This is a genomic window from Stenotrophomonas sp. PS02300, from assembly GCF_029959395.1.
In the GTDB taxonomy this organism is placed as follows: domain Bacteria; phylum Pseudomonadota; class Gammaproteobacteria; order Xanthomonadales; family Xanthomonadaceae; genus Stenotrophomonas; species Stenotrophomonas maltophilia_AD.
This window is the reverse complement of sequence record NZ_JASCOP010000005.1, coordinates 12,667-38,155: the sequence shown is the minus strand read 5'-3', so window position 1 is coordinate 38,155 and position 25,489 is coordinate 12,667. Positions and strand designations below refer to the sequence as shown.

Below are 25,489 nucleotides of genomic sequence, written 5' to 3'. Positions count from 1 at the left end.
AGGGCCCGGATCTACGCAGGTGCGCGGAACAGCGCGCTCAAAGAAGGGCGAGGTAGCCCTTTACCGTTGCGTCCAGCCCGGCATACAGGGATTCGCTGATGAGGGCATGGCCGATGGAGACTTCGAGGACGTTCGGCACCGTTTGCAGGAAATCGCGGAGGTTTTCCTGGGAAAGGTCGTGGCCGGCATTGACGCCCAGGCCGGCGGCCTGGGCACGGCGGGCGGCGTCGGCGAACAGCGCCAGCATGACGGTGGCGTCGCCTGCGGCGTGCGCCTCGGCGTAGGGGCCGGTGTAAAGCTCGACGCGGTCGGCACCGATAGCGGCCGCCTGGGCCAGGTCGGGGTTGCCGGCGTCCACGAACAGGCTGACGCGGCAGCCGTAGCGCTTCAGTTCCGCGATCAACGGGCGCAGGCGCTCGGCGTCGCGGCTGAAATCAAAGCCGTGGTCGGAGGTGAGCTGGCCGTCGCTGTCGGGCACCAGGGTGGCCTGGGCCGGGCGGGTCTGCGCGCACAGCGGCAGCAGGCCGGGGTACCCCGGGCGCGGCGGGGCGAACGGGTTGCCTTCGATGTTGAATTCCACGCCGCGCGCGGTGGTCAGCGCCGAGAGGGCGAGCACGTCCTCGGCATGGATGTGCCGGCGGTCGGGGCGCGGGTGCACGGTGATGCCGTGGGCGCCGGCGTCCAGGCAGGCGGTGGCGGCCTGCAGTACATCCGGGTCCTGGCCGCCGCGCGAATTGCGCAGGACGGCGATCTTGTTCACGTTGACGCTGAGGTGGGTCATAGGCTCGGTGGAAGGTCGTTCGGATCGCGGTCGGCGTCACGGCGGGCCTGCGCCTGCTCACGCAGCCGGCGCAGCTCGGCGGGGTCGATCGCGTTGTAGATGTCGTGCGGGCCGGCGGTATCGCGCTGGCTGCCGCCGAAGCTGGCCAGGTAGCGGCCGCGGATCCAGGCCAGCAGGAACACCAGTGCGCCGGCCAGCCACAGCATCATCAGGCCGGTGGACGGTGTCTTGATGGCGAAGGTGAAACAGCCCAGCGACAGCAGCAGGAACAGCCAATACATTGTCATTCTCCCCGTTGACCTGCGCAGTGTAGCGCCGGGGCGGGGGCCGGTTCCACGTGGCCGCTACAGCAGCGGGGAGGCCAGGCGGGCGAACGCCTCGGGCACGCGGTGCAGCCACAGCGAGCGGCGGCGGTCGTCCCGCACCGGGCTGGCGGCGGCGAATTCGGCCACCAGGATCTTCTCCAGTTCGGCCACGCACGCTTCGTCGCTGATCATCATGGAGAGCTCGAAATTGAGCCGGAAGCTGCGGTGGTCGAAGTTGGCGCTGCCGGCGATGCACACGTCGTGGTCGGCGATGAAGGCCTTGGTGTGCAGCATGCGCGGACCGTACTCGTAGATCTTGACCCCGGCCTGCAGCAGTTCATCGAAGTACGAACGCGCGGCCTGGGTGACGAACCAGGAGTCGCTCATCTTCGGCACCAGCAGGCGCACGTCCAGGCCGCCGAGCGCCGCGGAGGTCAGGGCCATGCGCGCGGCCTCGCCGGGCACGAAGTAGGGCGTGACCAGCCACACGCGCTTGCGCGCTTCGTGGATGGCGGCGACCTGCAGCCGGTGGATGGTTTCCCACGAGGAATCCGGGCCCGAGACCAGCACCTGCGTGTTGATCGTGCCGTCCTGGCGACCGGGCATGTCGTTGGGCCACAGCTGGGCGATGTTGAAGCGTTCCCGGGGCTCGCCGGTGGCGTAGATCCAGTCTTCGACGAACACCAGCTGCAGGCTGCGCACGACGTGCCCGACCAGGCGCATGTGCAGGTCGCGGTAGGCGTCGGGCCGGCGGCTTTCGTCTTCTTCATCGGTGATGTTGATGCCACCGGTAAAGGCGATGCGGCCGTCGATCACCACCAGCTTGCGGTGGGTGCGCATGTTCATCCACGGCCGCTTGAACGGCTTGAGCAGCTGGCGCGGATGGAACCACGCGACTTCGGCACCGGCTTCGCGCAATGGCTTGAGGAAGGCGTTGCGGATGCTGGAGGAACCCACCGCATCCAGCAGCAGGCGCACGCGCACGCCGGCGCGCGCGCGCTCGACCAGCGCATCGCGCAGCGCGGTGCCCGCGTGGTCGGGATTGAAGATGTAGTACTCCACGTGCAGGTGGTCGCGTGCCTGGGCCACGGCCTTCAACAGCGCGGCATAGGTCTGCGCGCCATCCACCAGCCACTCCACTTCGGTGGCCGAACTGGGCGCCAGCCCGGTAGTGGCCTGGGCGATCTTGGCCAGTTCGGTGCAGTCCGCATCCGGCGGGCACACGCTGTTGTAGTGCTCCATGCCGGAACGCGCGCGGCCACGGCGCAGGCGCTGCCGCTTCACTTTCTGCGGGCCCAGCAGGTAGTACACGAACAGGCCCAGGTAGGGCAGCGCGGCCAGCGACAGGATCCAGCTGAGGGTGGCCACCGGTTCGCGCTTCTGCAGCATGATCCAGCCGATCAGCCACAGCAGGTAGAGCACGTAGGCGGCAATGAGCAGCGGGCGCAGGTGCGGAACGGCATCCAGCCAGTGGAGCCATTCGGCAAGCGCGGGGTAGGTGGCAAGCATGCGCGGATCATAGCTAAAAAAAAAGCGCCCCTGTTTCCAGGGGGCGCTTTCCAGTCGCGTCATGACTTGATGTTGCGTCTTACTGTTGCTGCTGGAACCCGATCTTCTTCATCTGCGCGTTCTTCGCGGCGGCCAGAACCTTGGCCATCACGTCGTACTCGGAGTCCGGGCTGGCGTCGATGCGCAGCTCGGGCTGGTTGGTCGGGTCACGCTGCACTTCCTGTTCCATACGCTGCTGGAGCTCAGCCGTTGCAACCGGGCTGTTGTTCCAGAACACCTGGTTGCTGGCGTCGATCCGCAGCTCGATCGGCGGCGGCGGTTCGACCAGCTGCGGCGGTGGGTTGAGCACGCGCTGCGGCAGGTCCACGGCGATCGGGTACGTCATGATCGGCGCGGTAACGATGAAGATGATCAACAGCACCAGCATCACGTCCACGAGGGGCGTAACGTTGATGTCGGCCATTGGGCCCTTGCCACCACCAGAACTGAATGCCATGGCTTACTGCCCCTTCTCTTTGGTGGCCACGAAGCCAACGTCGAGCATGCCCTGCTCCTGCGCGATCTTCGTCATCTCGTTGATGACGCGCATCTTGGTGGTGCGGTCACCACGCAGATTGAGCGGGGGCTGGGGGGTCTGCTGGGCGGCGGTCGCCAGGCGGGACTCGAGAGTCTGCTTGTCGATTTCTTCGTCGTTCCAGTAAATCGAGCCGTCTTCCTTCACCGCCAGGGTGATGGGGCCCTTACGATCAGCCGCATCGTCAGGGTTCTGCACCAGGTTTGCCTCGGGCAGGTCGACCTTGACCTTATGGGACATCAGGGGCGCCGTGATGATGAAGATGATCAGCAGCACCAGCATCACGTCCACGAGGGGCGTAACGTTGATGTCGGCCATGGGGCCGCCGCTGTTACCACTACTGAAAGCCATAACGGGCTCCGTCTAGATCGTGTTGACTACGTTCTCGCTGGGTACAGCGCGTCGCAATTAGCGGACGCGCGAACCGGTGGCGAAGAAGTCGTGCAGGTCGTGAGCGAACGTATCGAACTTGCTGATCGTGGCGCTGTTGATCTTGCTGAAGAAGTTGAAGGCGAACACGGCCGGGATTGCCACGAACAGACCGATGGCGGTCATGATCAGGGCTTCACCCACCGGGCCGGCAACGGCGTCGATGGAGGCCGAACCGGTTGCACCGATCTTGATCAGCGCGCCGTAGATGCCCCACACGGTACCGAGCAGACCGACGAACGGAGCGGTTGCACCGACGGTGGCCAGCAGGGTCATGCCTGACTGCAGGTTGTTGCTTTCGCGGGTCACGGCCTGACGCAGGGCGCGGTCGACGAACTCCGAACGGCTCAGGTTTTCACCCAGACCACCGGTGGCGCCACCTTCGGCACGCTGGTGGTGGGCAGCAGCCTGGGCTGCGTCCAGGGCGATCTTGGAGAACGGCTCGGAAGCCGGCTGTTCTTCCATGGCGCGGATGGCGTCCTGTGCGTTCGGGGTATCCCAGAACAGGCTCACGACCTTGTCAGCAGCACTCTTCAGGCGGGTAGCACGGAAGATGTTGATGACGGTCCAGTACCAGGACATGGCCGACATGATCACCAGGGTCAGAAGCACGACCCAGGAGACGGCGAAGTCGCCCGGCTTGGAGGTCATTTCGTGGATCAGATGCTCGAAGCCCATCTGCGAGAGGGCATTCGACGGGTTGCCCCCGGCAGCAGCGGCGATGAAGAGTTCCTGCAGCATGACGCTTACCTTTGTTGTGTGTGGTGATGAATGTTGTAGCTAGGTTCAAGTGACGGGTGGGTGGCCGGCAGGCCACCCGGCCCATCAATTCAGCGCAAAGTTGACCGGGACGCGGACGCGACCTGCAGCTTTCTTCCCGCCCGATTCGGCAGCGTTGAAGCGCCATTTACGGGCGGCTTCCATCGCGGCACGGTCCAGATCGCGGTTACGGCTGGACTTTTCGACCGACACATTGGTGACGTTGCCGTTGGCATCGACATCAATGATCAGGATCACTTCACCCTGGATACCTGCGCGGAATGCAGCCGGCGGGTAACGCGGGGGATTCATGGCCTTGGACGAGATATCGACGCTGGCCTCGATGGAACTCGGCGGCTGCGGCGGGCTCGGCGGACTCGGCGGCGTGACGATGTCGTTCGGACGCGGTTCCGGCACGTCGATCACCGGCGCCTGCGGCGGCGGCGGCACCGGCGAGGGCTTGGGCGGCGACAGGTTCTTGACCGGCGGCGGCGGCGTTTCAGTCGGCGGCGGCGGCGGCGGCGGCGGTGGGGGCGGCGGCGGAGCGTCGACCAGGGTCACCATGATGTTGCGTTCCTTCTCCGTGATGGCCTTGGGGGCCACGGCGGGAATAAGGAGCAGCATCAGGGCGGCGAGATGCAATGCGATTACAAAGGCGATACCCACGATGCGCGGCCAGCTGAGGCCGGTGTCATCGCGTTGTTCGTACCTGTGAACGACTAGTTGTTCCGTCATGCGCCAAGAGCTCATTAGTGGGGCCGGGTACCTGGGGACAGATAGCCCATGATCAGCGGTGCATGACACCGCAGGAACCTCCAAGCTTATACCAATCCTGAGCGCCTGCGCATCACTCACGCAGGCGTTCAGGCGTTATTCCTACTTACTTCAGGTTGATGATTTTCTTGGCATCGGCCTGGTTCTTCACACCCTTCGCCAGCGCCTGCTGGGCGGCCGTCTTGGCCTCCGGAATGCGACCTTCCGAATGCAAGACACGTGCCAGGTTCAAGTAGGTTTCACCGTCCTTGGAAAGCGGGGCGGCCTTCTGCCACGCTTCGATCGCCTTTTCGACCTGCGGCGGATCCGAGTAGTAATACGCCTGGGCCTGGGCCAGGTACACCTGGTAATCCGGCTTCAGGATGCCCTTCTGCAGGCCATCGTTGATCACCGCAATGACCTCGGCTTCCTTCTTGTCCGAGTTGGCGTAGATCGAGTACGCCTGCTTGTACTCGCGCTCCTCGGTCAGCTGGCCGCCCTTGAAGAGCTTGTCCATGACCGCGCCGGCCTTGTCCATCTGGTCGGCCTGCAGGTACATGCTGGCCAGGTTCATCTGGGCCTTCTTGTCGGCCGGGTTCTTGGCGGCAAGGGCTTCGGCCTGCTTCACCGCTTCACCGGTCTGGCCGGACTCGGACAGGGCGGCCATCAGCAGCTGGTTCCAGTTGTCCTTCGGCTCGGTGGCACCGGCGATGGCCTGCTGGATGACCGGCACCGCTTCCTGGTAGCGCTCGAGCTGGTACAGGGCCTGGCCCTTGATGATCAGCTCTTCCGGCTTGGTCGACTTGGTTTCAGCGAAGTACTTGTCCAGGGTGGCCAGGCCTTCGGCAAGCTGGTCGTCCTGGATCTGCAGCTGGCCCAGCATCAGCATCGACTGGAAGTGGCCGTTGTTGTCCAGGCCGTTGAATTCCAGCACCTGCAGCAGGTACTTCTTGGCAGCGGCGTTGTCGTCGGTGTTGTAGGCGGCCTGCGAGGCCAGCTGCGCGGCCAGCGACTTGTCGTACGCATTGGCGGCGCTGTTGCCCAGGATTTCATTGGCCGCGGCCAGCGTCTCGGGGAACTTCTGATCGTTGTAGCTGTCGATCATCTTCTGCAGCTGCTTGCCCAGCTTCGGCGACGCCTTGATGTCCGGCTCGGCACGGGTGGCCTGCGGGTACAGCGCTTCGGCCTTGGCCTGGTCCTTCTTGCCACCACGGCGATCGGCGCTGCGATCGGTGGTGCGGGTCTGGGCGACGGCGTCAGTGACCACAACGCCACCAATGGCGGTCGCGATGAGGACGGAAAGCACGGCTTGCTTGTGGTTGCGGAAAATCATCTTTCACCTCGATCGAACCGCCGCGGCGGCATCAAAACGGACTGTCAGAAAAATCTGAGCCGCCAAACGTATCAGAAACTGATGGCGTGAGAAATCGTTTCCGATGCTGCAATACAGCATCCTTTAGTCGAATCACCCGCACTTCGGGCGCCGTCCAGCGGCCTGGGCCTGCTGGAAAACACCGGTCAGGGCGGGGGCATCGCGTTGCAGCTCCCGGATCCGGTTGGCCGGGTCCGGGTGGGTGGACAGCCATTGCGGGGAACGCCCGCCGCTGGCAGCCATCATGTTCTGCCACAGGTTCACGGCCTGGGCCGGGTCGAAACCCGCCTCGGCCATCAGCCGCTGGCCGACCACGTCGGCTTCGCTTTCCTGGGTGCGCGAACCGGGCAGCAGGAACGCCGCTTGGGCGCCGGCGCCGCCAAGCTGGTTGACCGTGCTGGCCGCGCCGTCGCCATACGCTGCGCCAGCCAGCGCGCCGAGCACGGCCAGGCCGGTCTGCGCGCCCATCTGGCGGGTGAGGCGCTCTTCGTGGTGGCGCGAGATGACATGGCCGATCTCATGCCCGATCACGGCGGCGAGCTGGTCCTGGTTCTTGGCCACGGTGAAGATGCCGGTGTTCACGCCGACCTTGCCGCCGGGCAGGGCGAAGGCGTTCGGCTCGGCATCGACGAACACGGCGGTCTCCCACCGTACGCCACGGTACTGAGGCGGCAGCTGGGCGACCAGCGCATTGACCACGCACTGCACGTATCCGTTCTGGCGGCCGTCGCTGCTGATCTTCTGCTTCTGTTTGGTTTCGGCGAAGGCCTGCGCGCCGAGCTGGTCCAGCTCGGCCTGCGAGACGCCACCCACCATCTGCTTGCGCCCGGTGGGCGAGGTGGTGGTGGCGCAAGCGCTGAGCGCCAAGGTGATGACAAGTCCGAGCAGCAAGGGTTTCAAGGCGGGGACTCCCGTGTTCATGTCTGCAGTGTGGCGTGCGGAATGTAAGGTTTTGTCAAACCGTCGGGTCAGTGCAAGCCCAGGAACACCAAGGCGGCCAGGGCGATGGCGTTGTTCAACGCATGCGCCACGATCGGTGCCCACAAGGTGCCGGTGCGCTGGTACAGCCAGGCGAACGCGGCGCCCATGCCGCCATATACCAGCCACAGCTGGGCGATTTCCCAGGGGCCGTTCGCGCTGGTGCCGGGGACTTCATGGACCAGGGCAAATGCCAGGCTGCTGAGCAGCATGCCCAGCCACGGGCGGCCGGCCTGCCACAGGCGGCCGAACAGCACGCGGCGGAACAGCAGTTCTTCGTAGGCCGGGGCCAGCACGATGGCGAACACGGCCAGGAACCACGGGAAGCGGGCCAGCGCCTGTTCCATCAGGGCCAGGTTGGTGGGTACCGGTTCAATACCGGCCTGCCGGGCCAGCCAGGCAATGCCGTTGCTGCCGATGATCACGCCCACGGCAACCAATGCTGTCCAGCCCCAGGTGGATGGGCGGCGGGCAGCCTCGAACGAGGCGCGGCGCTCGTTGGCGTCGGCACGGCGGCGAAGGAAGTACAGGAATACGGCAGCACCGCCGGTGGCGAACACGGCCATCAGGATCTGCGCGAGCGCGCCGGGTTGGCCCACCTGCTGGGCGAGCGCTTCGGCCGCGTGTGCGCCGGTGTCGCGGACCACGACCACCGCGCGGTAGAGGCCCCAGAGCAGGCCACTGGCCAGGCTGAGACCCAGCAGGGCCAGGGTGGCGATACCCAGGTCGATCAGGAATCCCGCAACGGGCGAGCCTGGTTTCCGTTGGGGCGCCTTGGGCAGGGCGGGCGGCAGCGGAGGCGTGGTGGACGCCGGAGCGGTAGCGGACATCGGGTTCCTGGCAGCAATAGGCGGTGGCCAGGCCGGTTGCAGGTCGCAACCGGCCGGCCCTGAGCCGATTGTGTCAGATATCCAGGTTTGCGACCCGCAACGCGTTGTCTTCGATGAAATCGCGGCGCGGTTCCACCACGTCACCCATCAGGGTGCTGAAGATCTGGTCGGCCGCCACGGCGTCCTCGATGCGCACCTGCAGCAGCCGGCGCGTATCGGGGTTCACGGTGGTGTCCCACAGCTGTTCGGGATTCATTTCACCCAGGCCCTTGAAGCGCTGGATCTGGCGGCCCTTCTTGGCTTCGTCCAGCAGCCAGTTGCGGGCATCGGCAAAACCACCGATCTCCGACGACTTGGCACCGCGGACGATCCTGGCACCCTCACGCACCAGCCCGTGCAGCAGCAGCGAGGACTGGTGCAGGGCACGCAGCTCACCGGTTTCGAAGGCCGACAGCGGCAGCACCTGGATCAGCTGTTCGCCCATGTGGCGACGGGTGACCAGCAGCGCTGCGGGACGCTCTTCGGTGGGCTCCTGCAGTTCCAGGCTGAAACGCGGCGACCCCAGGCTGCCCTGGTTGAGGCGCTTGGCCAGTGCGGCCAGGCCTTCGTCGGCGCCGGCCTTGCGCAGGTGCTCCAGGTCCATCGGCGTGAAATCGACCAGCGCTTCAAGCACCTGGCGGTCGTAGCGATGGGCATTGCGGCCGATCGCTTCCTGCGCCGAGGCGTAGGCCAGCAGCAGCTTCTCCAGGGCGACGCCTTCGATGGCCGGCTCGTTCTCGGCCGGAATCAGCGAGGCGTTTTCCACCGCGTTGCTGGCCAGGTAGGCATCCAGCGCGGGGTCGTCCTTCAGGTACAACTCCTGCTTTCCCTGCTTGATCTTGTACAGCGGCGGCAGGCCGATGTAGACGTGGCCACGCTCGATCAGCTCCGGCATCTGCCGGTAGAAGAAGGTGAGCAGCAGGGTACGGATGTGCGCGCCGTCGACGTCGGCGTCGGTCATGATGATGATGCGGTGGTAGCGCAGCTTGTCCGGGTTGTACTCGTCGCGGCCGATGCCGGTGCCCAGTGCGGTGATCAGCGTACCGACCTGGTCGGAGGCGAGCATGCGGTCGAAGCGGGCACGTTCCACGTTGAGGATCTTGCCGCGCAGCGGCAGCACGGCCTGGTTCTTGCGGTTGCGACCCTGCTTGGCCGAACCACCTGCGGAGTCACCCTCGACGATGAACAGTTCGGACAACGCCGGGTCTTTTTCCTGGCAGTCGGCCAGCTTGCCGGGCAGGCCTGCGATATCCAGCGCACCCTTGCGGCGGGTCAGGTCGCGCGCCTTGCGCGCGGCTTCGCGGGCACGGGCAGCGTCGACGATCTTGCCGGCGATGGCCTTGGCTTCGTTCGGGTTTTCCTGCAGGAACTCTTCCAGGCGCTGGCCGAACGCGCTTTCCACGGCCGGGCGCACATCCGAGCTGACCAGCTTTTCCTTGGTCTGGCTGGAGAAGCTGGGGTCGGGCACCTTCACCGAGAGCACGGCGATCATGCCTTCGCGCATGTCATCGCCGGTCAGGTTGATCTTGGCCTGCTTGGCGATGCCGTTCTGCTCGATGTAGTTGTTGAGCACGCGGGTCAGCGCGCCGCGGAAGCCGGCAAGGTGGGTACCGCCGTCCTTCTGCGGAATGTTGTTGGTGAAGCAGTACATCGTTTCCTGGTAGGAATCGGTCCACTGCAGCGCCACGTCCACGGTGATGCCGTTGGACTCGCCGGTGACCGAGATGACGTTCGGGTGCAGCGGGGTCTTCAGCTGCGCCAGATGCTCCACGAAGCTGCGGATGCCGCCTTCGTAGTGGAAGTCGTCGCGGCGGCCATCACCACGCTCATCCACCAGGACGATCTTGACGCCGGAGTTCAGGAACGAGAGTTCGCGCAGGCGGCGCGCCAGGATCTCGTAGTGGAACTCGACGTTGTCGTGGAACGCGACCACCGACGGCCAGAAGCGCAGGGTGGTACCGCGCTTGGTGCTGGCTTCGACCTGGGCCAGCGGGCTGACGGCCGCGCCATCGGCGTATTCCTGGTGGAAGTGGAAGCCGCTCTGGAAGATGTCCAGGGTGAGCTTCTGCGACAGCGCGTTGACCACGCTGACGCCGACGCCGTGCAGGCCGCCGGAAACCTTGTAGCTGTTGTCGTCGAACTTGCCGCCGGCGTGCAGCACGGTCATGACCACTTCGGCAGCAGACACTTCGCGGCCGAGCTTCTGGCTCATCTGCCCGTGCTTGCCGGTGGGGATGCCACGGCCGTTGTCGGACACGGAGACCGAGCCGTCGGCGTGGATCGTCACCGCAACGTGGTCAGCGTGGCCCGCCAGCGCTTCGTCGATGGAGTTGTCGACGACTTCGAACACCATGTGGTGCAGACCGGTGCCGTCATGGACGTCGCCGATGTACATGCCGGGCCGCTTGCGGACCGCCTCCAGGCCTTCCAGGGCGGTGATGCTGTTGGCGTCGTAATTGCCGGTAGGTGCCGGAGTGTTCTGTTCTTCAGTCATTGCGCTTGCCATAGGCTCCGCAGGTCGGGCCGCCGCAGGAAGCGGGGCGCCGATGGATAAGGGGTTGCAACAGCAATTATACCAGCCGGGCGCTTCCGCCCCTGCCAGCACTATGGCACAAGCTGGACCTGGCCATGTTCCACGTGGAACCGGGTGATATCGGTGCGGTCCTGCAGTGCGGCGGGGGTCTCGGTGGCGGTGATGAAGATCTGCGCGGGGCCTGCACGCAGGCGGTCCAGTACCCGGGCTTGATGGGTACGATCCAACTCTGAGGCCAGGTCATCCAGCGCGATCACCGGCCATTCGCCGCGCTGTTCGGCGTAATCCTCGGCCTGGGCCAACAGGCAGGTGAGGGCGGTGAGCTTGGCCTGGCCGCGCGAGAGCGCATCGCGACCGGGAATCGTAGCAAACCCCACGCTCCAGTCGGCCCGGTGCGGTCCCACGGAGGTGTAGCCCGCCAATCGGTCACGCTCCCGGGCCAGCAGCAGGGCGTCGGACAGGGAAAGTTCGTGTTTGCGCCAGCCCGGGCTCAGGGTCAGTGACTGGATGCCCAGGTTCGGGGCCAGATCCTGCGCCAAGCCGATGGTCCGGTCCTGGAGGCGGTCCAGGTAGTGTTGGCGGCGGGTGGTGAGCGGTTCGCCGGCTTCCGCCAGCTCCCGATCCCACGCATCCAGTGCATTCGGGTGCCCGCCTTGCTTGAGCAGGGCATTGCGCTGCTTCAGGGCCCGCGAATACCGTCGCCACAGGGCAAGGAAGTCTGGTTCCACGTGGAACAAACCCCAATCCAGGAACCGACGACGCGGTTCGCCACCGCCGCTGACCAGCGCGTGGCTGCCAGGCTCGAAGGTAACCACAGCAAGGGCTGCGCAGAGGTTTCCCAGCTGTGCGACGTCTTCGCCATCGAGCCGTCCCTTCCATTCCTGGCCGCTGTGGCGCAGCCCGGCCTTGCGGCGCGTAGCCGAATCCGCACCGGAACGTTGTTCGTCCCATTCAACGAAGACATCCAGCGCATCCTGGCCTTGGCGCACCAGACCATCGCGCACCCGCCCGCGGAAACTGCGTCCGTACGCCATCACGTGCAGGGCTTCGAGCACGCTGGTCTTGCCCGCGCCGTTGTCGCCAGTGATCAGGTTGATGCCCGGTTGCGGGGCCAGTTCCACGCTGTCAAAGCGGCGAACCTGGTGCAGGGACAGACGACGGATGTACATGCGATCGGATCTGGGCCGCAGTTGCGGCAGAAGGGTTGGGGCAATCGATCAGCTTACTGCATCGGGGTGGTTTCGCCGCACGTCCGAGACACCGTGAATTCTTTGAAATCTGGAAGAGCACCACGGGTGTAGCCGTGCAGATTTCAAGGAATTTGCGCTCCTTGGAGATCGGACTGGCGGCGGTCCATTCCGACGAGGCGCTCGATTCTTTGAAATCTGAAGAGCGGGGCAGGGTAGGCGTTCTCAGATCTCGCGAGATTGAGGCCTTCCATTTCCGGCTATCCACAGGGGGTCTGTATGACTTATGCACAATCTCTGTGCAATCTGTGGATAAAAAGCAGGCCTTGGGCACTCCTGAAAGATATCCACAGGTTGAACCCCAGGCTCAGACCCTGTTTTACCGGGGTTTCAGGTACATATTCCCCTTTAAATTCAATTAGATAAGATACTTTTCAACCAAATCTGGCTCTACCACCACCACCTAGCTTTAGATTTATATACAGTTTTTAAAAGCTTAGAGCTGGGATCCAGGGGCAAACCAGACCGTTCTTCGAACCCCGTAGAGCCACGCGCTGCGTGGCTGCTCTTTCCGTAGAAAATCCAACGATCTCCTCGTTGATGGCAATCGAGATCGAGGCGCAGAGATTTAAGCGACAGGACGCGAGATCGAAGGTAGCCACGCAGGAGGCGGCGAAGCAGTTCGGTAGATGCTCCACGTGGAACGTCGGGGCAAAAAGAAACCCGGCACTTGGCCGGGCTTCTTGGTTACCGCGGTTCCACGTGGAACCAAGCGTCAGGTCAGAGACGCAGCGGCATCACCACGTGACGCGACTTCTCGCTGCTGGCTTCGCGCACCAGGGCCGAGGAGTTGGAATCGCGCAGCTGGATGACCACGTGCTCGTCGCGCAGTGCAGACAGGGCGTCCAGCAGGTAGTTCACGTTGAAGCCGATGGCCAGATCGCTCACGGTGGTATCCGCTTCGATCTCTTCCTGGGCTTCTTCCTGCTCCGGGTTGTGCGCGCTGATCTTCAGGTTGCCCGGCGAGACTTCCACGCGGATGCCGCGGTACTTCTCGTTGGACAGAATCGCGGCACGCTGCAGCGAGGCACGCAGGGCTTCGCGATCGACCTTCACTTCACGGTCGGCACCGATCGGAATCACGGCCTCGTAATCCGGGAAGCGGCCGTCGATCAGCTTGGAGGTGAAGGTCACATCGTCGCGCTTGACGCGCACGTGGCTGCGGCCGACTTCCAGCTCGATCTCGCGATCACCGCTCTCCAGCAGGCGCTGAAGTTCGGTCACACCCTTGCGCGGCACGATGATCTGACGCTTGGCGCCACTGGCTTTTTCCAGGTCGGTTTCGCACAGCGCCAGGCGGTGGCCGTCGGTGGCGACGGTGCGCAGCGCATCGCCGCGCAGGTCGAACAGCAGGCCGTTGAGGTAGTAGCGCACGTCCTGCTGGGCCATCGCGAACGCGGTGCGCTCGATCAGTTCCTTCAGGGTGGCTTCGCCAATGGCCACGCGCTCGGTGGCTTCCACTTCGTCCACCGACGGGAAGTCGTTGGCCGGCAGCGTTGCCAGGGTGAAGCGGCTGCGGCCGGCCTGCACGGTGATCTTGTCACCGGTCTGCGAGACGGTGATCCGGCTGCCGTCGGGCAGGGCGCGGATGATCTCGAACAGTTTGCGTGCCGGGATGGTGGTCTCGCCGTCCTGGGCATCATCCACCGCGATCCGCGACACCATCTCCACTTCCAGGTCGGTACCGGTCAGCGACAGCTGCCCGTTCTGGACCTGGACCAGGAAATTAGCCAGAACCGGCAAGGTCTGGCGGCGTTCGACCACGTTGACGACTTGTGCCAACGGCTTGAGAAAGGCTTCGCGCTGCAGTGTGAAACGCATGTGGTTCCGTGCCCCTATGCTTTAAAAAGATGTGGAATAAATCAAAAGCTTGGTGGTGATGGTAGAGCCAGAATTGCGGGAAAACACATCTAAGTATTTGTAAATAAAGGCTTTTATGGCCTCGAAACCCTCTGCACTACTACCCCCCAAGGGGTGGGGAAGCCTGTGGATAAAAATCCCGCCAACTCAAACGGGTTTTTTATCCACAGCCTGTCCCTCGCTTACACCCGGATTTTGCACCGTTTTATGCGATGACGCCCGTGCGGCGTGCATGCATCATTCGCTCAACTTCCGGATCAGCTTGTCCCAGTCTTCCCGCAACTTGCCGTCGGTCTCCATCAGCGTCCGGATCTGCCGGCACGCATGCAGCACCGTGGTGTGGTCACGACCCGCAAAGGCATCGCCGATTTCAGGCAGGCTGTGCTCGGTCAGTTCCTTGGTCAGGGCCATGGCGACCTGTCGCGGACGGGCCAGCGAACGGGTCCGGCGCTTGGACAGCAGATCCTTGATCTGCAGCCCGTAGTAGTCGGCCACGGTTTTCTGGATGTTGGGAATGCTGATGGCCTGCTGCTGGGCACGCAGCAGGTCGCGCAGGGTTTCCTGGGCGAAGTCGGTGGTGATCGCGCGGCCGGTGAAGTTGGCACGGGCGGTCAGGGTATTGAGCGCACCTTCGAGGTCGCGGACATTGGAGCGCATCTTCTTGGCAATCAGAAACGCCACATCGTCGGGAATCTCAGCACCGCGTTCGCGGGCCTTGGCCAGCACGATCGCCGCGCGCGTTTCGAAGTCCGGCGGCTCGATGGCGACCGACAGGCCCCAGGCAAGCCGCGACTTCAGGCGCGCTTCCAGCCCTTCGACTTCGCGCGGGTACCGGTCGCAGGTGAGGATGATCTGCTGCTTGCCGTCGAACAGGGCGTTGAACGTGTGGAAGAACTCTTCCTGGGTTCGGTCCTTGCCGGCAAAGAACTGGATGTCATCGATCAGCAGCGCGTCCACCTGCTGGAACTGGCGCTTGAACTGATCCATGGTTTTTTCCTGCAACGCACGGATCATGGCGCTGAAGAACTGTTCCGAGCGCAGGTACAGCACCTTGGCGGCCGGGTTGGCCTGGCGCATGGCGTTGCCGGCGGCGAACATCAGGTGGGTCTTGCCCAGGCCCGTGCCGCCGTACAGCAGCAGCGGGTTGTGCGCCCGGTCGCCCGGTTTCTGCGCCGCCTGGAACGCCGCGGCCAGGCCCAGCTGGTTGCTGCGGCCTTCCACGAAGTTGGTGAAGGTGTAGTGCGAATCCAGGTTGCCGGCGAACGGCACCAGCGGCTCAACCGGCGCAGCGGGCGCGGAATGGCCCGGAATCGGCGCGATCTGCGCCTCCACGGCCCGCGGACGCGAGCCGATTTCAAGAAAAACGTCGCCAAAACCGGCGAAGTGCGCCAGCAGTTCCTTGATCCGCGCCAGGTACAGCTCGCGGACCTGGTCGACGATGAAGGCGTTTGGCGCATAAAGCACCAGGCTGTCCGCGCGCAGATCGGCCTGCAGCGGCTTCAACCAGGTGTGAACATCTTCGGGCGGGAACTCCGCCTCAAGGCGTTCGAGACAACGGGACCAGGCATCCATCGGCAATAATCGTCTGGGGCCAGCGGTTGGGGCGCAGAAAGCCGCCGTGCCGCAGGCCGGAAGGGGAAAGAATGGATGGCGCAGACTACCACCGACGCGGGGTGCCGGTAATGGTTGTCCCGAAGTTATTCACAAAATGATCCACAGCTATTGCACAGGCCGGTGAAATCCCGTAGTGACATGGGCTTGACGCGCCCCGGGGTAGGTCTATAGAATTTCCGGTTCTTTCCGTCCCCTTCATATAGAGGCCCGCATGGCCACCAAGCGCACTTTCCAACCCAGCAACCTCAAGCGTAAGCGCGACCATGGCTTCCGTGCCCGTATGAAGACCGCTGACGGCCGCAAGATCCTGTCGCGTCGCCGCGCCAAGGGCCGTAAAGTCCTGAGCGCTTGATTGCAATGCCGCTTCCCGCGGCAGACGCAATCCTGACTGTGAGCAGTTCCGACCCGCGCAAGCGATTTCCTCGCTCTGCGCGGGTTCGTACGCGTGCCGAATATACAACGGTCTTCAACGGCGCCCGCCGTGTGTCCGAACCGCTGATGACCCTGCACTGGCTGAAGAGCGACACGCCGGCCAGGCTGGGTCTTGCCGTTTCGCGCAAAGTCGATCCCCGAGCCGTGGGTCGCAACCGTATCAAGCGTGTGCTGCGCGATGCCACACGCCACCTACGGCCGTGGATGACTGCCGGCGATTATGTCGTAGTTGCCCGCAGTTCCGCCCGTACCGCAAGTAATTCCGAGATCCGCCAGGCCTTCGAGCGCCTGCTGCGCCGGCTGGGCGCATTGCCCATGCCGGGCGCGGACGGCACAATGCCGCCGCCCGGGGTTGCACCCCTTTCCCAGTCCGAGCCGGCACCTGCTGCCGGCCCCGTCGAGCCTGCACGCTGATGAACCAGACCCGCGTTTTCCTGATTGTTGCCTGGCTGATGGTGGCCATCCTGCTGTGGATGCAGTGGGGTAGCGACAAGGCCCAGCCGGCGCCCACCGCCCCGGTGGCCGCCCAGACCCAGGCACCGGTGCCGGGCGCAACGGGCTCCGTGCCCGGTGCCAACGTGCCGCAGGCCCCGGGCAGCGCCCCGGCCACCCAGCCGACCGCGCAGGCCCAGGCCGGCGCGCCGCGCGTGACCGTCACCACCGACGTGCTGCGCCTGGTGCTCGATGGCGGCACCGTGCTGGATGCGGAGCTGCTGCAGTTCCCGCAGACCAAGGACGACGGCAGCCCGCCGGTGCGCCTGCTGACCGAAGACCCGGCCCACCCGTACCGCGCGGTGACCGGCTGGACCAGCCAGGACAAGAGCATGCCGGTGCCGGAAGCCAACGGCTTCACGCTGGTAGGCGATGCCAAGGACTTCGTGCTGGCCAAGGGCCAGGACGAACTGCAGATCCCGTTCGTGTGGAATGGCCCGAACGGCGTGAGCATCCGCCGTACCTTCACCGTCAACCGCAATGAATACGCGGTCAAGGTCAAGGACGAAGTGATCAACGCCGGCACCACCCCGTGGAGCGGCTACGTGTACCGCACCCTGGACCGCACGCCGACGATCCTGTCGCGCAGCATGACCAACCCGGACTCGTTCAGCTTCAACGGCGCGACCTGGTTCGACAAGGACGGCAAGTACCAGCGCCGTGCCTTCAAGGATTACCTGGACGATGGCCCGCTGAACCAGCAGGTCACCGGTGGCTGGGTGGCGATGCTGCAGCACCACTTCTTCACCGCGTGGGTGCCGCAGAAGGACCAGGCCGCGAACTACTCGCTGTCCCAGCATGACGGCCGCGACCAGATCCAGGCCACCGGCCCGGCGTTCACCGTGGCCCCGGGCCAGCAGGTGAGCAGCGAGGCACGCCTGTGGGTGGGCCCGAAGCTGGTCAACCAGATCGCCAAGGAAGATGTGCCGGGCCTGGATCGCGTTGTCGATTACAGCCGCTTCTCGATCATGGCCGTGATCGGCCAGGGCCTGTTCTGGGTGTTGAACCAGGTCCACAAGGTCGTCAACAACTGGGGCTGGGCCATCGTGGGCCTGGTGGTGCTGCTGAAGCTGGTGCTGTATCCGCTGTCGGCGGTGCAGTACAAGAGCGGTGCCAAGATGCGTCGCTTCCAGCCGCGCATCGCGCAGCTCAAGGAGCGCTATGGCGATGACCGCCAGAAGTTCCAGACCGCGATGATGGAGCTGTACAAGAAGGAAAAGATCAATCCGATGGGCGGCTGCCTGCCGATCCTCATCCAGATGCCGATCTTCTTCGCGCTGTACTGGGTGCTGGTGGAATCGGTGGAACTGCGCCAGGCCCCGTGGCTGGGCTGGATCCAGGACCTGACCGCGCGCGACCCGTACTTCATCCTGCCGGTGATCAACGTGGCGGTGATGTGGGCCACGCAGAAGCTGACCCCGGCACCGGGCATGGACCCGATGCAGGCCAAGATGATGCAGATGATGCCGCTGATCTTTGGCGTCATGATGGCCTTCATGCCGTCCGGCCTGGTCCTGTACTGGGTGGTCAACGGCGGCCTGGGCCTGCTGCAGCAGTGGTGGATGACCAAGCGCCACGGCGGCGACCCGGTCCCGGCCACCGCTAAAAAATAAGCGGTGGTAGCAGACGACCGTTGGTCGTCTGACCTTCCTGGTCGTCTGACCTCCAAAGAGAAACCCGCCCTCCGGCGGGTTTTTCTTTGCCAGCGATACAATCGCCTGCATTCACCCACCCGCATCACCCACCGAGCCCTCCATGCCCCGTGCGTCGTCGTTGTTCCGCCTGCCGTCCCTGCTGCTGCTGACCCTGGCCGTTGCCAGCTGTGGCAACAACGGCCCCGCCGCCCCGGCAACGCCGACCCCGACCCACCCCAGCGCGCAGGCCGCGGCATCTGCAGATCCTGCGGCCGCGCCGCTGCTCACCGCCCTGCAGAAGCAGCTCGACGGCCACCGCCGCATCATCGTGCTGCTGGCCGACGAAGCGCAGCAGTCGGCGCGCGACCGCGACACCTCCAGCCGCATCGGCCAGCAGCTGTTCCACGATGGGCTGGACCAGCGCCAGGCCATCGCCACCCAGTTCGATGCGCTGCTGCGCGGCAGCAGCCCGCAGCGCTTCACCACCCTGGGCACGGTGCTGGACTACATCGAATCGGCACCGGAACTGTACGACGCCGACCGCCTGGCGTTCCGCGAAGTGCTGCGCGACCTGCACGAGCGCATCGGCACCGATTCCTCGCTGCCGGCGGTGAAGCTGCACCAGCGCGTGGGCGAGGACCTGGACGCGCTCGATGAAATCGAGCGCAACTACAACCAGGAAATCACCAACATCTTCAGCCGCTTCGACCGCACCCGCGCGATCACCCTCAAGCGCGAAAAGTGGGACGACTACCTCGCCCACCTGCACAAGCAGTACAGCCGCGAGGCGATCCTGCGCGATTACGGCGTGATCGAGCCGTACCCGATGTCGATGAAGGACAGCGATCGCGAGATCTTCGGCCGCGACCTGCCGCCCAAGACGGTGGTGCTCACCTTCGACGATGGCCCGCACAAGGCCTACACCGACGAGGTGGTGGCCATCCTCAAGCGCTACGACGTGCCGGGCGTGTTCTTCGAAGTGGGTCGCAACCTGGGCGAAGTGCATGCCGATGGCAGCGTGAAGCTGGGCCCGATGGCCGGCATCAGCCGCAACCTGATGGAACAGGGCTACGCCGTGGGCAACCACAGCCTGACCCACGCGCAGCTGTCGCGCACCACCGGCGACGCGCTTCGCCAGCAGGTGCTGGTGACCGACACGCTGCTCAAGGACGTGGACAAGCGCCGCGCGCCGCTGTTCCGCTTCCCCTATGGCGCACGCAACGCCGAAGGCCTGCAGCTGCTCAACGAGGCGGGCCTGAAGTCGATCATGTGGAACATTGATTCGATGGACTGGGCCGACCCGGTGCCCGAATCGATCGTGCAGCGCGTGCTGGGCCAGGTGCAGAAAGAGCAGCGCGGGATCATCCTGTTCCACGACATCCACGACCGCGCGGTGAAGGCACTGCCGCAGATCCTGGACCGGCTGATCGCCGAGGGCTACCAGTTCGCCGGCTGGAATGGCCGCGAGTTCACCGTCAGCCGCCCGCGCAGCGCTGCCGCCAGCGAAGCCACCGTCACCACCGGCTACGAGAAGTCCTGGGCGATCGTGATCGGCATCGACGAGTACGCCAAGTGGCCGCGGCTGGAATACGCCAGCCACGATGCCCAAGCCATCGCCGATACGTTGACCGGCCAGTTCAAGTTCCCGTCCTCGCAGGTGATCGTGCTGAAGGACAAGCAGGCCACCCGCAACAACATCCTGGCCGCGTTCCACGACCGCCTGGCCGATGACCGCACCGGCCGCAACGACCGCGTGTTCGTGTTCTTCGCCGGCCATGGCGCCACGCGCCGGTTGGCGTCGGGCCGCGACCTGGGCTACATCATCCCGGTGGATTCGGATCCCAACGAGTTCGCCACCGATGCCATCGCGATGACCGACATCCAGAACATCGCTGAAAGCATGCAGGCCAAGCACGTGATGTTCGTGATGGATGCCTGCTACAGCGGCCTGGGCCTGACCCGTGGCGGCCCGTCGTCATCGGCGTTCCTGCGTGAGAACGCCAAGCGCAGTGCGCGGCAGATGCTCACCGCCGGCGGCAGCGACCAGCAGGTCGCCGACAGCGGCCCGAACGGCCATTCGGTGTTCACCTGGGTGCTTCTGCAGGCGCTGGCAGGCAAGGGCGACCTCAATGGCGATGGCCTGATCACCGGCACCGAACTGGCAGCGTACGTGGCGCCGGCGGTATCGGCGGTATCCCGGCAGACCCCGGCGTTCGGCAGCCTGCCCGGTTCGCAGGGCGGCGAGTTCGTGTTCCAGGTGCCCGACAGCCAGGAATACCTCAACGCCGATACCAGCCAGCTCTCGGCGGACGCGATCGCGCTCAACAACCGGGTGGATGCCGCGCAGGACGCCAAACCGCCCGGCGAGGCACCGGTGACCGTGGCCGACCTGCAGGGCGGCAAGAGCACGCTGGTGGTGCCGGCGGCCGTGCCCACCTCCGACCGCCAGCGCGCGCAGCAGGCCAACGACCGTGGCCTGCAGCTGTACCGAGAGAAGCGCTATGACGAGGCGGTGGCCCAGTTCACCGAAGCATTGAAGCTGCGCCCGGACTTCGCCCAGGCCGCCAACAACCTCGGCTTCGTCTACTACCGCCAGCAGCGTTACGCTGAAGCGGCGCGCTGGCTGGAGAACACGCTGAAGATCGACCCATCGCGCGCGGTGGCCCACCTCAACCTGGGCGATGCGTACTTCCACGCCGGCGACAAGACCAAGGCCAAGCAGGCCTACACCACCTACCTGGCGCTGCAGCCGCAGGGCAGCGGCGCTGCCCAGGCACGCGCGCAGCTGGAGAAGCTCTGAGCCATGAACGCCGCCACCGACACCATCGTTGCCATCGCCACCGCGCCCGGTGCCGGCGGCGTGGGCATGCTGCGCGTGTCCGGCCCGCAGGCGCTGCGCATCGCCGTGGACCTGGGCTGCCCGCCACTGCAGCCGCGGCACGCGCACTACGCCCGCTTCCGCGATGCCGCTGGCGAGGTGCTGGATGACGGCATCGCCCTGTACTTCCCGAATCCGCGCAGCTTCACCGGCGAAGACGTGGTGGAGCTGCAGGGCCACGGCAGCCCGGTGGTGCTGCAGCAGCTGGTCGGTCGCTGCATCGCACTCGGCGCGCGACAGGCGCGGCCCGGCGAGTTCAGCGAGCGCGCCTTCCTCAACGGCAAGCTCGACCTGGCCCAGGCCGAAGCCATCGCCGACCTGATCGCGGCCAGCGATACCCGTGCCGCCCGCGCGGCGCGGCGCTCGCTGGACGGCGTGTTCTCGCGCCGCGTGGACGCGGCTGGCGAGCAGCTGGTGCGCCTGCGCATCCATGTGGAAGCGGCGATCGACTTCGCCGACGAGCCGCTGGATACGCTGGGCGGTGAGCAGGTGCGGCTGGGCCTGGGCGAGGTGCTGCGTGCGCTGGTGGCCCTGCGCGACGATGCCGAACGCGGCCGCCGCCTGCGCGATGGTCTGCACGCCGTGCTGGTCGGACCGCCCAACGCAGGCAAGAGCTCGCTGCTCAATGCGCTGGCCGGCAGCGAACGCGCCATCGTGACCGACATTGCCGGCACCACCCGCGACACCCTGCGCGAAACCATCCGCATTGATGGGCTGGAGCTGACCCTGGTCGACACCGCCGGCCTGCGCGAAGGCGGCGACGCCATCGAACGCGAAGGCATGCGCCGTGCCCGCGCCGAGATGCAGCGCACCGACCTGGCCATCATCGTGCTCGACGCGCGCGACCCGCAGGCCGGCCACGCGGCGGTGGCCGATGCGATTGCCGAGGTGCCGCTGCAACTGTGGATCCACAACAAGAGCGACCTGCTCGAGGCGCTGCCGGCCGACATCGACGCCAACGTGGTGCACGTCTCGGCCGCCACCGGCCAGGGCCTGGACCTGCTGCACACCCGCCTGCGCGAGCTGGCCAGCGGCAGCGCCGGCGACAGCGTGGAGGGTGAGTTCTCCGCCCGCGCCCGCCACGTGGAGGCGATCACCCTGGCCATCGGCCACGCCGAGCGCGCCGAAGCCGAGCTGGTGCACGAACACCTGGAGCTGGCTGCCGAAGAGCTGCGCCTGGCGCACGAGGCGCTGGGCGAGATCACCGGGCGGATGAGCGCCGATGACCTGCTGGGGCGGATCTTCTCGAGCTTCTGTATTGGGAAGTAAGCCGATACTGCCAACTTCACGGACCGGGAAAGGCAGCACGTTCAATAAGCTGCGCTAGCATCAAACTTGTTCACCGGCACCCAGACTCCCAGACGTGCCATCGAGGAGCAGGCGATGGAAAAGAAGACACTGATCCGAAACAGCACTGCCGAGTTCCTGATCTTCACCAGGCAGGCAGGCGAGGCGAGCATTGAAGCCCGCTACGAGGATGAGACCCTATGGCTGTCCCAAAAGCTGATGGGTGAGCTCTTTGGAGTAGATGTTCGCACCGTCAGCGAGCATCTTCAGAACATATTTGCGAGCCAGGAGCTTGAACCTGAAGGAACTATCCGGAAATTCCGGATAGTTCAACAGGAGGGCTCACGGGAAGTGTCCCGAACGGTGGACTTCTACAACCTGGACGCCATCATCTCGGTCGGCTATCGAGTCAATTCGGTACGGGCCACACAGTTCCGCCAATGGGCTACCGGAGTACTGCGCGAGTTCGCCCTCAAAGGGTATGTGCTCGACCGGCAGCGCATGGAGAACGGCAGCTTTCTGGGCGAGGACTACTTCGAGCGCCTGCTCGCCGAAATCCGCGAGATTCGTCTCAGCGAGCGGCGCTTCTACCAGAAGATCACCGACATCTACGCTACCAGTCTGGATTACAACAAGGATGCCCCAACGACCAAGGCATTCTTCGCTAAGGTGCAGAACAAGCTTCACTACGCCATCCACGGGCACACGGCCGCAGAGCTGATCAGCAGGCGGGCAGACAGCAGCCTTCCCCACATGGGCCTGACGACCTGGGCGAGCGCACCGGACGGCAGGATCCTGAAGACCGACGTTGGGGTGGCGAAGAACTATCTCACCCAGGAAGAGCTGGATTCACTGGGGCGGATCGTCAACGCCTACCTCGAGCTGGCAGAAGACCGCGCTCGCCGCCGAATTCCCATGAGCATGGAAGACTGGGCCAAGCGGCTTGATGCATTCCTGGAATTCGATGATCGCAACGTTCTCAAGGACAGTGGCAAGGTCTCCGCGAAACTGGCCCAGTCTCACGCGGAGACAGAGTTCGAGAAGTACCGGATCGTCCAGGATCGGCTGTTCGAGAGCGACTTCGACAAGGAAATCAAAGACCTCGCGGCAGGTACCGGAGACGTCGCCAGAGGCCCATGACCGGCTTTCTTTGATCTGTCATACCGCGCAACGACAATGCGCACGTCGTTTCCACGCCCCCGCCGCGTCGGCGCGGGCCGCCGTACCAACAGGGGTTTGCAGTGTCGAAGTCGTTGTGGGGTTGTGCGTTGCTGTTCTCGCTGGCCGTGGCACCATCGGTGGCCATGAGCGCTGAATCTTCCCCACCCGCGCCGCGCAAGACGGCGGTGTACGGCCACCGCGGCGCCAGCGCGCTGCTGCCCGAGCACACCCTGGCCGCCTACGCGCAGGCCATCGCCGATGGCGCCGACTACATCGAACCGGACCTGGTGATGACCAAGGACGGCGTACTGGTCTCGCGGCACGAGAACGAGATCAGTGGCACCACCGACGTGGCCGCCCATCCCGAGTTCGCCAACCGCAAGACGAGCAAGACCATCGATGGCGAACGCATCGAAGGCTGGTTCACCGAAGACTTCACCCTGGCCGAGCTGAAGACGCTGTACGCCCGCGAGCGCCTGCCGCAGCTGCGCAGCACGGCCTTCGATGGCCAGTTCCGCATTGCCACGCTGGACGAGATCGTCACCTTCCTGGTCCAGCAGGCCGGCCGCGCCGGGCGCGGGATTGGCCTGGTGCCGGAGATCAAGCACGGCACCTACTTCAAGGGCATCGGCCTGCCGATGGAAGACCTGCTGGTGAAAACGCTGCAGGCCAACCCCTACACCCGCGTGGCGCCGGTGACGATCCAGTCGTTCGAGGTAGGCAACCTGCGCTACCTGCGCAGCAAGCTCGGCCGCGACAGCAACATCCGCCTGCTGCAGCTGCTGGGTGACCCCAAGCAGCAGCCAGGTGATGTACTGGCCGCCAAGGGCAGCCAGCACTACGCGGACATGATCACGCCGGCCGGGCTGGACCAGATTGCCGGGTATGCCGACGGCATCGGGCCGAGCCTGCGCATGGTGATTCCGCTGGATGCCGCAGGCCGCCTGGACACGCCGACCACGCTGGTGCGCGACGCGCATGCGGCCGGGTTGCTGGTGGTGCCGTATACGTTCCGACCGGAGAATGCCTTCATGGCCGCCGAGTTCCGCAAGGGCGAGCCCAACGCGCGCAATCCCGAAGGGTCGGTGGCGGAGATGCGCGCCTACCTGGCAACAGGGATCGATGCGTTCTTCACCGATGACCCGGCGTTGGGCCGCAGGGCAGTGGACGGGAACAATTGATCAACGTTCGTCGGGCCGACGGAAAGGCAACACGACGAAATCCTGCCCTTCGCGCGGCTGCCACAGCACCGGCACCCGGTGCGGAGAGGGCGGTTCGAGGTCGCTGTCGCGCTGTGCGTCCAGCGCGTCCTCGTCTTCCTCTTCCCAGCTGTAACGCTTGCGCGGCGCCATCGGGTCGGACAGGCGGAACAGCAGCGCGCTGATGATGCCGGCGAAGGCGCCGCCCATGTGCGACTGCCAGGACACGCCCGGTTCGTGCGGGAGGATGGTGATGAGCATGCTGCCGTAGAACAGGAAGGCGATCAGGCCGGCGGCAATGGCTGGGCGGTCGCGGCGCAGCAGGCCGAGCACGAACACCAGGAACATCAGGCCGTGGGTGATGCCGCTGGCACCCAGGTGGCGGCTGCCGATATCGCCCAGCAGCCAGGCGCCCAGCCCGGAACCGATCCACAGCAGCGGGAAGGCACGCAGGGTCGCCTTTGGATAGACGCTTCCTGCCAAAGTGCCAAGAATCAATAGAGCAAAGCTATTGGCGGCCAGATGCTGGACCGAGCCATGCAGCAGCGGCGCACCCAGGATGCCGAGCAGGCCGTCACTTTCCAGCGGGGCCACGGCCCAGGGGCGCCAATCGAAGTGGCCCTGCGCGGTGAACACCGCCACCAGCACCAGCACGAAGGCCAGGCTCAGGTTGAACGCCCGCACCACACGGCCACGGTCGTTGCGGGGAGAGGCCGGCGGCTCGCCGGCAGGCAGGGGCAGGTTGGCGTTCATACCCAAAGGGATTGCGTCGCGTCTGCCTGAACACAAGGGCAACGCGACGGGAGACAGAGGTGCCGCCGAC

General features: G+C 65.2%; 22 protein-coding genes. 7 read left to right on the top strand and 15 right to left on the bottom strand.

Annotated features, from left to right (window positions below; translation table 11 throughout):
• Nucleotides 1-37: 37 nt before the first annotated feature.
• The 14 genes from QMX79_RS02475 to dnaA form a co-directional block, all read right to left on the bottom strand.
• The gene (locus QMX79_RS02475; RefSeq protein ID WP_282244036.1) at nucleotides 38-781 is read right to left on the bottom strand and encodes a pyridoxine 5'-phosphate synthase; all 744 of its coding nucleotides are present in this window, start codon (nucleotides 779-781) and stop codon (nucleotides 38-40) included.
• The gene (locus tag QMX79_RS02470; RefSeq protein ID WP_282244034.1) at nucleotides 778-1,062 is read right to left on the bottom strand and encodes a hypothetical protein; all 285 of its coding nucleotides are present in this window, start codon (nucleotides 1,060-1,062) and stop codon (nucleotides 778-780) included. The genes QMX79_RS02475 and QMX79_RS02470 overlap by 4 nt, the downstream gene beginning before the upstream one ends.
• Before the next feature lie 63 nt (nucleotides 1,063-1,125).
• The gene (gene cls, locus QMX79_RS02465; protein WP_282244032.1) at nucleotides 1,126-2,595 is read right to left on the bottom strand and encodes a cardiolipin synthase; all 1,470 of its coding nucleotides are present in this window, start codon (nucleotides 2,593-2,595) and stop codon (nucleotides 1,126-1,128) included.
• 79 nt (nucleotides 2,596-2,674) lie between these two features.
• Nucleotides 2,675-3,091: a biopolymer transporter ExbD gene (locus tag QMX79_RS02460; RefSeq protein ID WP_068848037.1), complete on the bottom strand. Its 417-nt coding sequence runs from the start codon at nucleotides 3,089-3,091 to the stop codon at nucleotides 2,675-2,677.
• A 3-nt stretch (nucleotides 3,092-3,094) separates the two neighbouring features.
• Nucleotides 3,095-3,520 carry a biopolymer transporter ExbD gene (locus QMX79_RS02455; protein WP_282244029.1) on the bottom strand — a complete coding sequence of 142 codons (426 nt, stop codon included), beginning with the start codon at nucleotides 3,518-3,520 and terminating at the stop codon, nucleotides 3,095-3,097.
• Nucleotides 3,521-3,577: 57 nt separating this feature from the next.
• Nucleotides 3,578-4,339: a TonB-system energizer ExbB gene (exbB, locus tag QMX79_RS02450; protein WP_068848033.1), complete on the bottom strand. Its 762-nt coding sequence runs from the start codon at nucleotides 4,337-4,339 to the stop codon at nucleotides 3,578-3,580.
• A gap of 84 nt (nucleotides 4,340-4,423) precedes the next feature.
• The gene (locus tag QMX79_RS02445) at nucleotides 4,424-4,981 is read right to left on the bottom strand and encodes an energy transducer TonB (protein WP_282244118.1); all 558 of its coding nucleotides are present in this window, start codon (nucleotides 4,979-4,981) and stop codon (nucleotides 4,424-4,426) included.
• 256 nt (nucleotides 4,982-5,237) lie between these two features.
• Nucleotides 5,238-6,443: a tetratricopeptide repeat protein gene (locus tag QMX79_RS02440; protein ID WP_282244026.1), complete on the bottom strand. Its 1,206-nt coding sequence runs from the start codon at nucleotides 6,441-6,443 to the stop codon at nucleotides 5,238-5,240.
• A gap of 132 nt (nucleotides 6,444-6,575) precedes the next feature.
• Nucleotides 6,576-7,382, bottom strand: a complete 807-nt coding sequence (locus QMX79_RS02435; protein WP_093535447.1) for a M48 family metallopeptidase — start codon at nucleotides 7,380-7,382, stop codon at nucleotides 6,576-6,578.
• A 68-nt stretch (nucleotides 7,383-7,450) separates the two neighbouring features.
• Complete coding sequence (locus QMX79_RS02430) at nucleotides 7,451-8,290, bottom strand: CPBP family intramembrane glutamic endopeptidase (protein ID WP_282244019.1); 840 nt, start codon at nucleotides 8,288-8,290, stop codon at nucleotides 7,451-7,453.
• Nucleotides 8,291-8,363: 73 nt separating this feature from the next.
• Complete coding sequence (gene gyrB / locus QMX79_RS02425; protein WP_282244018.1) at nucleotides 8,364-10,823, bottom strand: DNA topoisomerase (ATP-hydrolyzing) subunit B; 2,460 nt, start codon at nucleotides 10,821-10,823, stop codon at nucleotides 8,364-8,366.
• 110 nt (nucleotides 10,824-10,933) lie between these two features.
• Nucleotides 10,934-12,031: a DNA replication/repair protein RecF gene (gene recF, locus QMX79_RS02420; RefSeq protein WP_282244016.1), complete on the bottom strand. Its 1,098-nt coding sequence runs from the start codon at nucleotides 12,029-12,031 to the stop codon at nucleotides 10,934-10,936.
• Nucleotides 12,032-12,829: 798 nt separating this feature from the next.
• Entirely contained in the window at nucleotides 12,830-13,930 is a 1,101-nt protein-coding gene (gene dnaN, locus QMX79_RS02415; RefSeq protein ID WP_068848019.1) for a DNA polymerase III subunit beta, read from the bottom strand.
• Between the two features lie 276 nt (nucleotides 13,931-14,206).
• Complete coding sequence (gene dnaA / locus QMX79_RS02410; protein WP_068848017.1) at nucleotides 14,207-15,541, bottom strand: chromosomal replication initiator protein DnaA; 1,335 nt, start codon at nucleotides 15,539-15,541, stop codon at nucleotides 14,207-14,209.
• A 253-nt stretch (nucleotides 15,542-15,794) separates the two neighbouring features.
• Between dnaA and rpmH the strand changes: the two genes are divergently transcribed.
• The 7 genes from rpmH to QMX79_RS02375 all read left to right on the top strand — a co-directional run bounded on the left by rpmH (nucleotide 15,795) and on the right by QMX79_RS02375 (nucleotide 24,648).
• Nucleotides 15,795-15,935, top strand: a complete 141-nt coding sequence (gene rpmH / locus QMX79_RS02405; RefSeq protein WP_006404565.1) for a 50S ribosomal protein L34 — start codon at nucleotides 15,795-15,797, stop codon at nucleotides 15,933-15,935.
• Between the two features lie 5 nt (nucleotides 15,936-15,940).
• A complete protein-coding gene (rnpA, locus tag QMX79_RS02400) occupies nucleotides 15,941-16,429 on the top strand; it encodes a ribonuclease P protein component (protein WP_214902958.1) in 489 nt (162 codons plus the stop codon).
• A complete protein-coding gene (yidC, locus tag QMX79_RS02395) occupies nucleotides 16,429-18,120 on the top strand; it encodes a membrane protein insertase YidC (protein ID WP_282243964.1) in 1,692 nt (563 codons plus the stop codon). The genes rnpA and yidC overlap by 1 nt, the downstream gene beginning before the upstream one ends.
• A gap of 142 nt (nucleotides 18,121-18,262) precedes the next feature.
• Nucleotides 18,263-20,941, top strand: coding sequence for a polysaccharide deacetylase family protein (locus QMX79_RS02390; protein ID WP_282243962.1), 2,679 nt, complete (start codon nucleotides 18,263-18,265; stop codon nucleotides 20,939-20,941).
• A 3-nt stretch (nucleotides 20,942-20,944) separates the two neighbouring features.
• Nucleotides 20,945-22,288, top strand: coding sequence for a tRNA uridine-5-carboxymethylaminomethyl(34) synthesis GTPase MnmE (gene mnmE, locus QMX79_RS02385; RefSeq protein WP_282243960.1), 1,344 nt, complete (start codon nucleotides 20,945-20,947; stop codon nucleotides 22,286-22,288).
• Nucleotides 22,289-22,354: 66 nt separating this feature from the next.
• Nucleotides 22,355-23,446: a virulence RhuM family protein gene (locus QMX79_RS02380; RefSeq protein WP_282243958.1), complete on the top strand. Its 1,092-nt coding sequence runs from the start codon at nucleotides 22,355-22,357 to the stop codon at nucleotides 23,444-23,446.
• A gap of 164 nt (nucleotides 23,447-23,610) precedes the next feature.
• Nucleotides 23,611-24,648 (top strand): glycerophosphodiester phosphodiesterase, encoded by a 1,038-nt coding sequence (locus QMX79_RS02375; protein WP_282244116.1) that lies wholly within the window; start codon nucleotides 23,611-23,613, stop codon nucleotides 24,646-24,648.
• Here QMX79_RS02375 and QMX79_RS02370 read toward each other — a convergent pair whose 3' ends face one another.
• Nucleotides 24,649-25,419: a rhomboid family intramembrane serine protease gene (locus QMX79_RS02370; protein WP_282243956.1), complete on the bottom strand. Its 771-nt coding sequence runs from the start codon at nucleotides 25,417-25,419 to the stop codon at nucleotides 24,649-24,651.
• Nucleotides 25,420-25,489 lie beyond the last annotated feature (70 nt).

Bases quoted from the DNA above. Each gene is read 5' to 3' on its own strand.
- QMX79_RS02475 (WP_282244036.1), bottom strand. From the start codon at position 781: ATGACCCACCTCAGCGTCAACGTGAACAAGATCGCCGTCCTGCGCAAT.
- QMX79_RS02470 (WP_282244034.1), bottom strand. From the start codon at position 1,062: ATGTATTGGCTGTTCCTGCTGCTGTCGCTGGGCTGTTTCACCTTCGCC.
- cls (WP_282244032.1), bottom strand. From the start codon at position 2,595: ATGCTTGCCACCTACCCCGCGCTTGCCGAATGGCTCCACTGGCTGGAT.
- QMX79_RS02460 (WP_068848037.1), bottom strand. From the start codon at position 3,091: ATGGCATTCAGTTCTGGTGGTGGCAAGGGCCCAATGGCCGACATCAAC.
- QMX79_RS02455 (WP_282244029.1), bottom strand. From the start codon at position 3,520: ATGGCTTTCAGTAGTGGTAACAGCGGCGGCCCCATGGCCGACATCAAC.
- exbB (WP_068848033.1), bottom strand. From the start codon at position 4,339: ATGCTGCAGGAACTCTTCATCGCCGCTGCTGCCGGGGGCAACCCGTCG.
- QMX79_RS02445 (WP_282244118.1), bottom strand. From the start codon at position 4,981: ATGCTGCTCCTTATTCCCGCCGTGGCCCCCAAGGCCATCACGGAGAAG.
- QMX79_RS02440 (WP_282244026.1), bottom strand. From the start codon at position 6,443: ATGATTTTCCGCAACCACAAGCAAGCCGTGCTTTCCGTCCTCATCGCG.
- QMX79_RS02430 (WP_282244019.1), bottom strand. From the start codon at position 8,290: ATGTCCGCTACCGCTCCGGCGTCCACCACGCCTCCGCTGCCGCCCGCC.
- gyrB (WP_282244018.1), bottom strand. From the start codon at position 10,823: ATGACTGAAGAACAGAACACTCCGGCACCTACCGGCAATTACGACGCC.
- recF (WP_282244016.1), bottom strand. From the start codon at position 12,031: ATGTACATCCGTCGTCTGTCCCTGCACCAGGTTCGCCGCTTTGACAGC.
- dnaN (WP_068848019.1), bottom strand. From the start codon at position 13,930: ATGCGTTTCACACTGCAGCGCGAAGCCTTTCTCAAGCCGTTGGCACAA.
- dnaA (WP_068848017.1), bottom strand. From the start codon at position 15,541: ATGGATGCCTGGTCCCGTTGTCTCGAACGCCTTGAGGCGGAGTTCCCG.
- rpmH (WP_006404565.1), top strand. From the start codon at position 15,795: ATGGCCACCAAGCGCACTTTCCAACCCAGCAACCTCAAGCGTAAGCGC.
- rnpA (WP_214902958.1), top strand. From the start codon at position 15,941: ATGCCGCTTCCCGCGGCAGACGCAATCCTGACTGTGAGCAGTTCCGAC.
- yidC (WP_282243964.1), top strand. From the start codon at position 16,429: ATGAACCAGACCCGCGTTTTCCTGATTGTTGCCTGGCTGATGGTGGCC.
- QMX79_RS02390 (WP_282243962.1), top strand. From the start codon at position 18,263: ATGCCCCGTGCGTCGTCGTTGTTCCGCCTGCCGTCCCTGCTGCTGCTG.
- mnmE (WP_282243960.1), top strand. From the start codon at position 20,945: ATGAACGCCGCCACCGACACCATCGTTGCCATCGCCACCGCGCCCGGT.
- QMX79_RS02375 (WP_282244116.1), top strand. From the start codon at position 23,611: ATGAGCGCTGAATCTTCCCCACCCGCGCCGCGCAAGACGGCGGTGTAC.
- QMX79_RS02370 (WP_282243956.1), bottom strand. From the start codon at position 25,419: ATGAACGCCAACCTGCCCCTGCCTGCCGGCGAGCCGCCGGCCTCTCCC.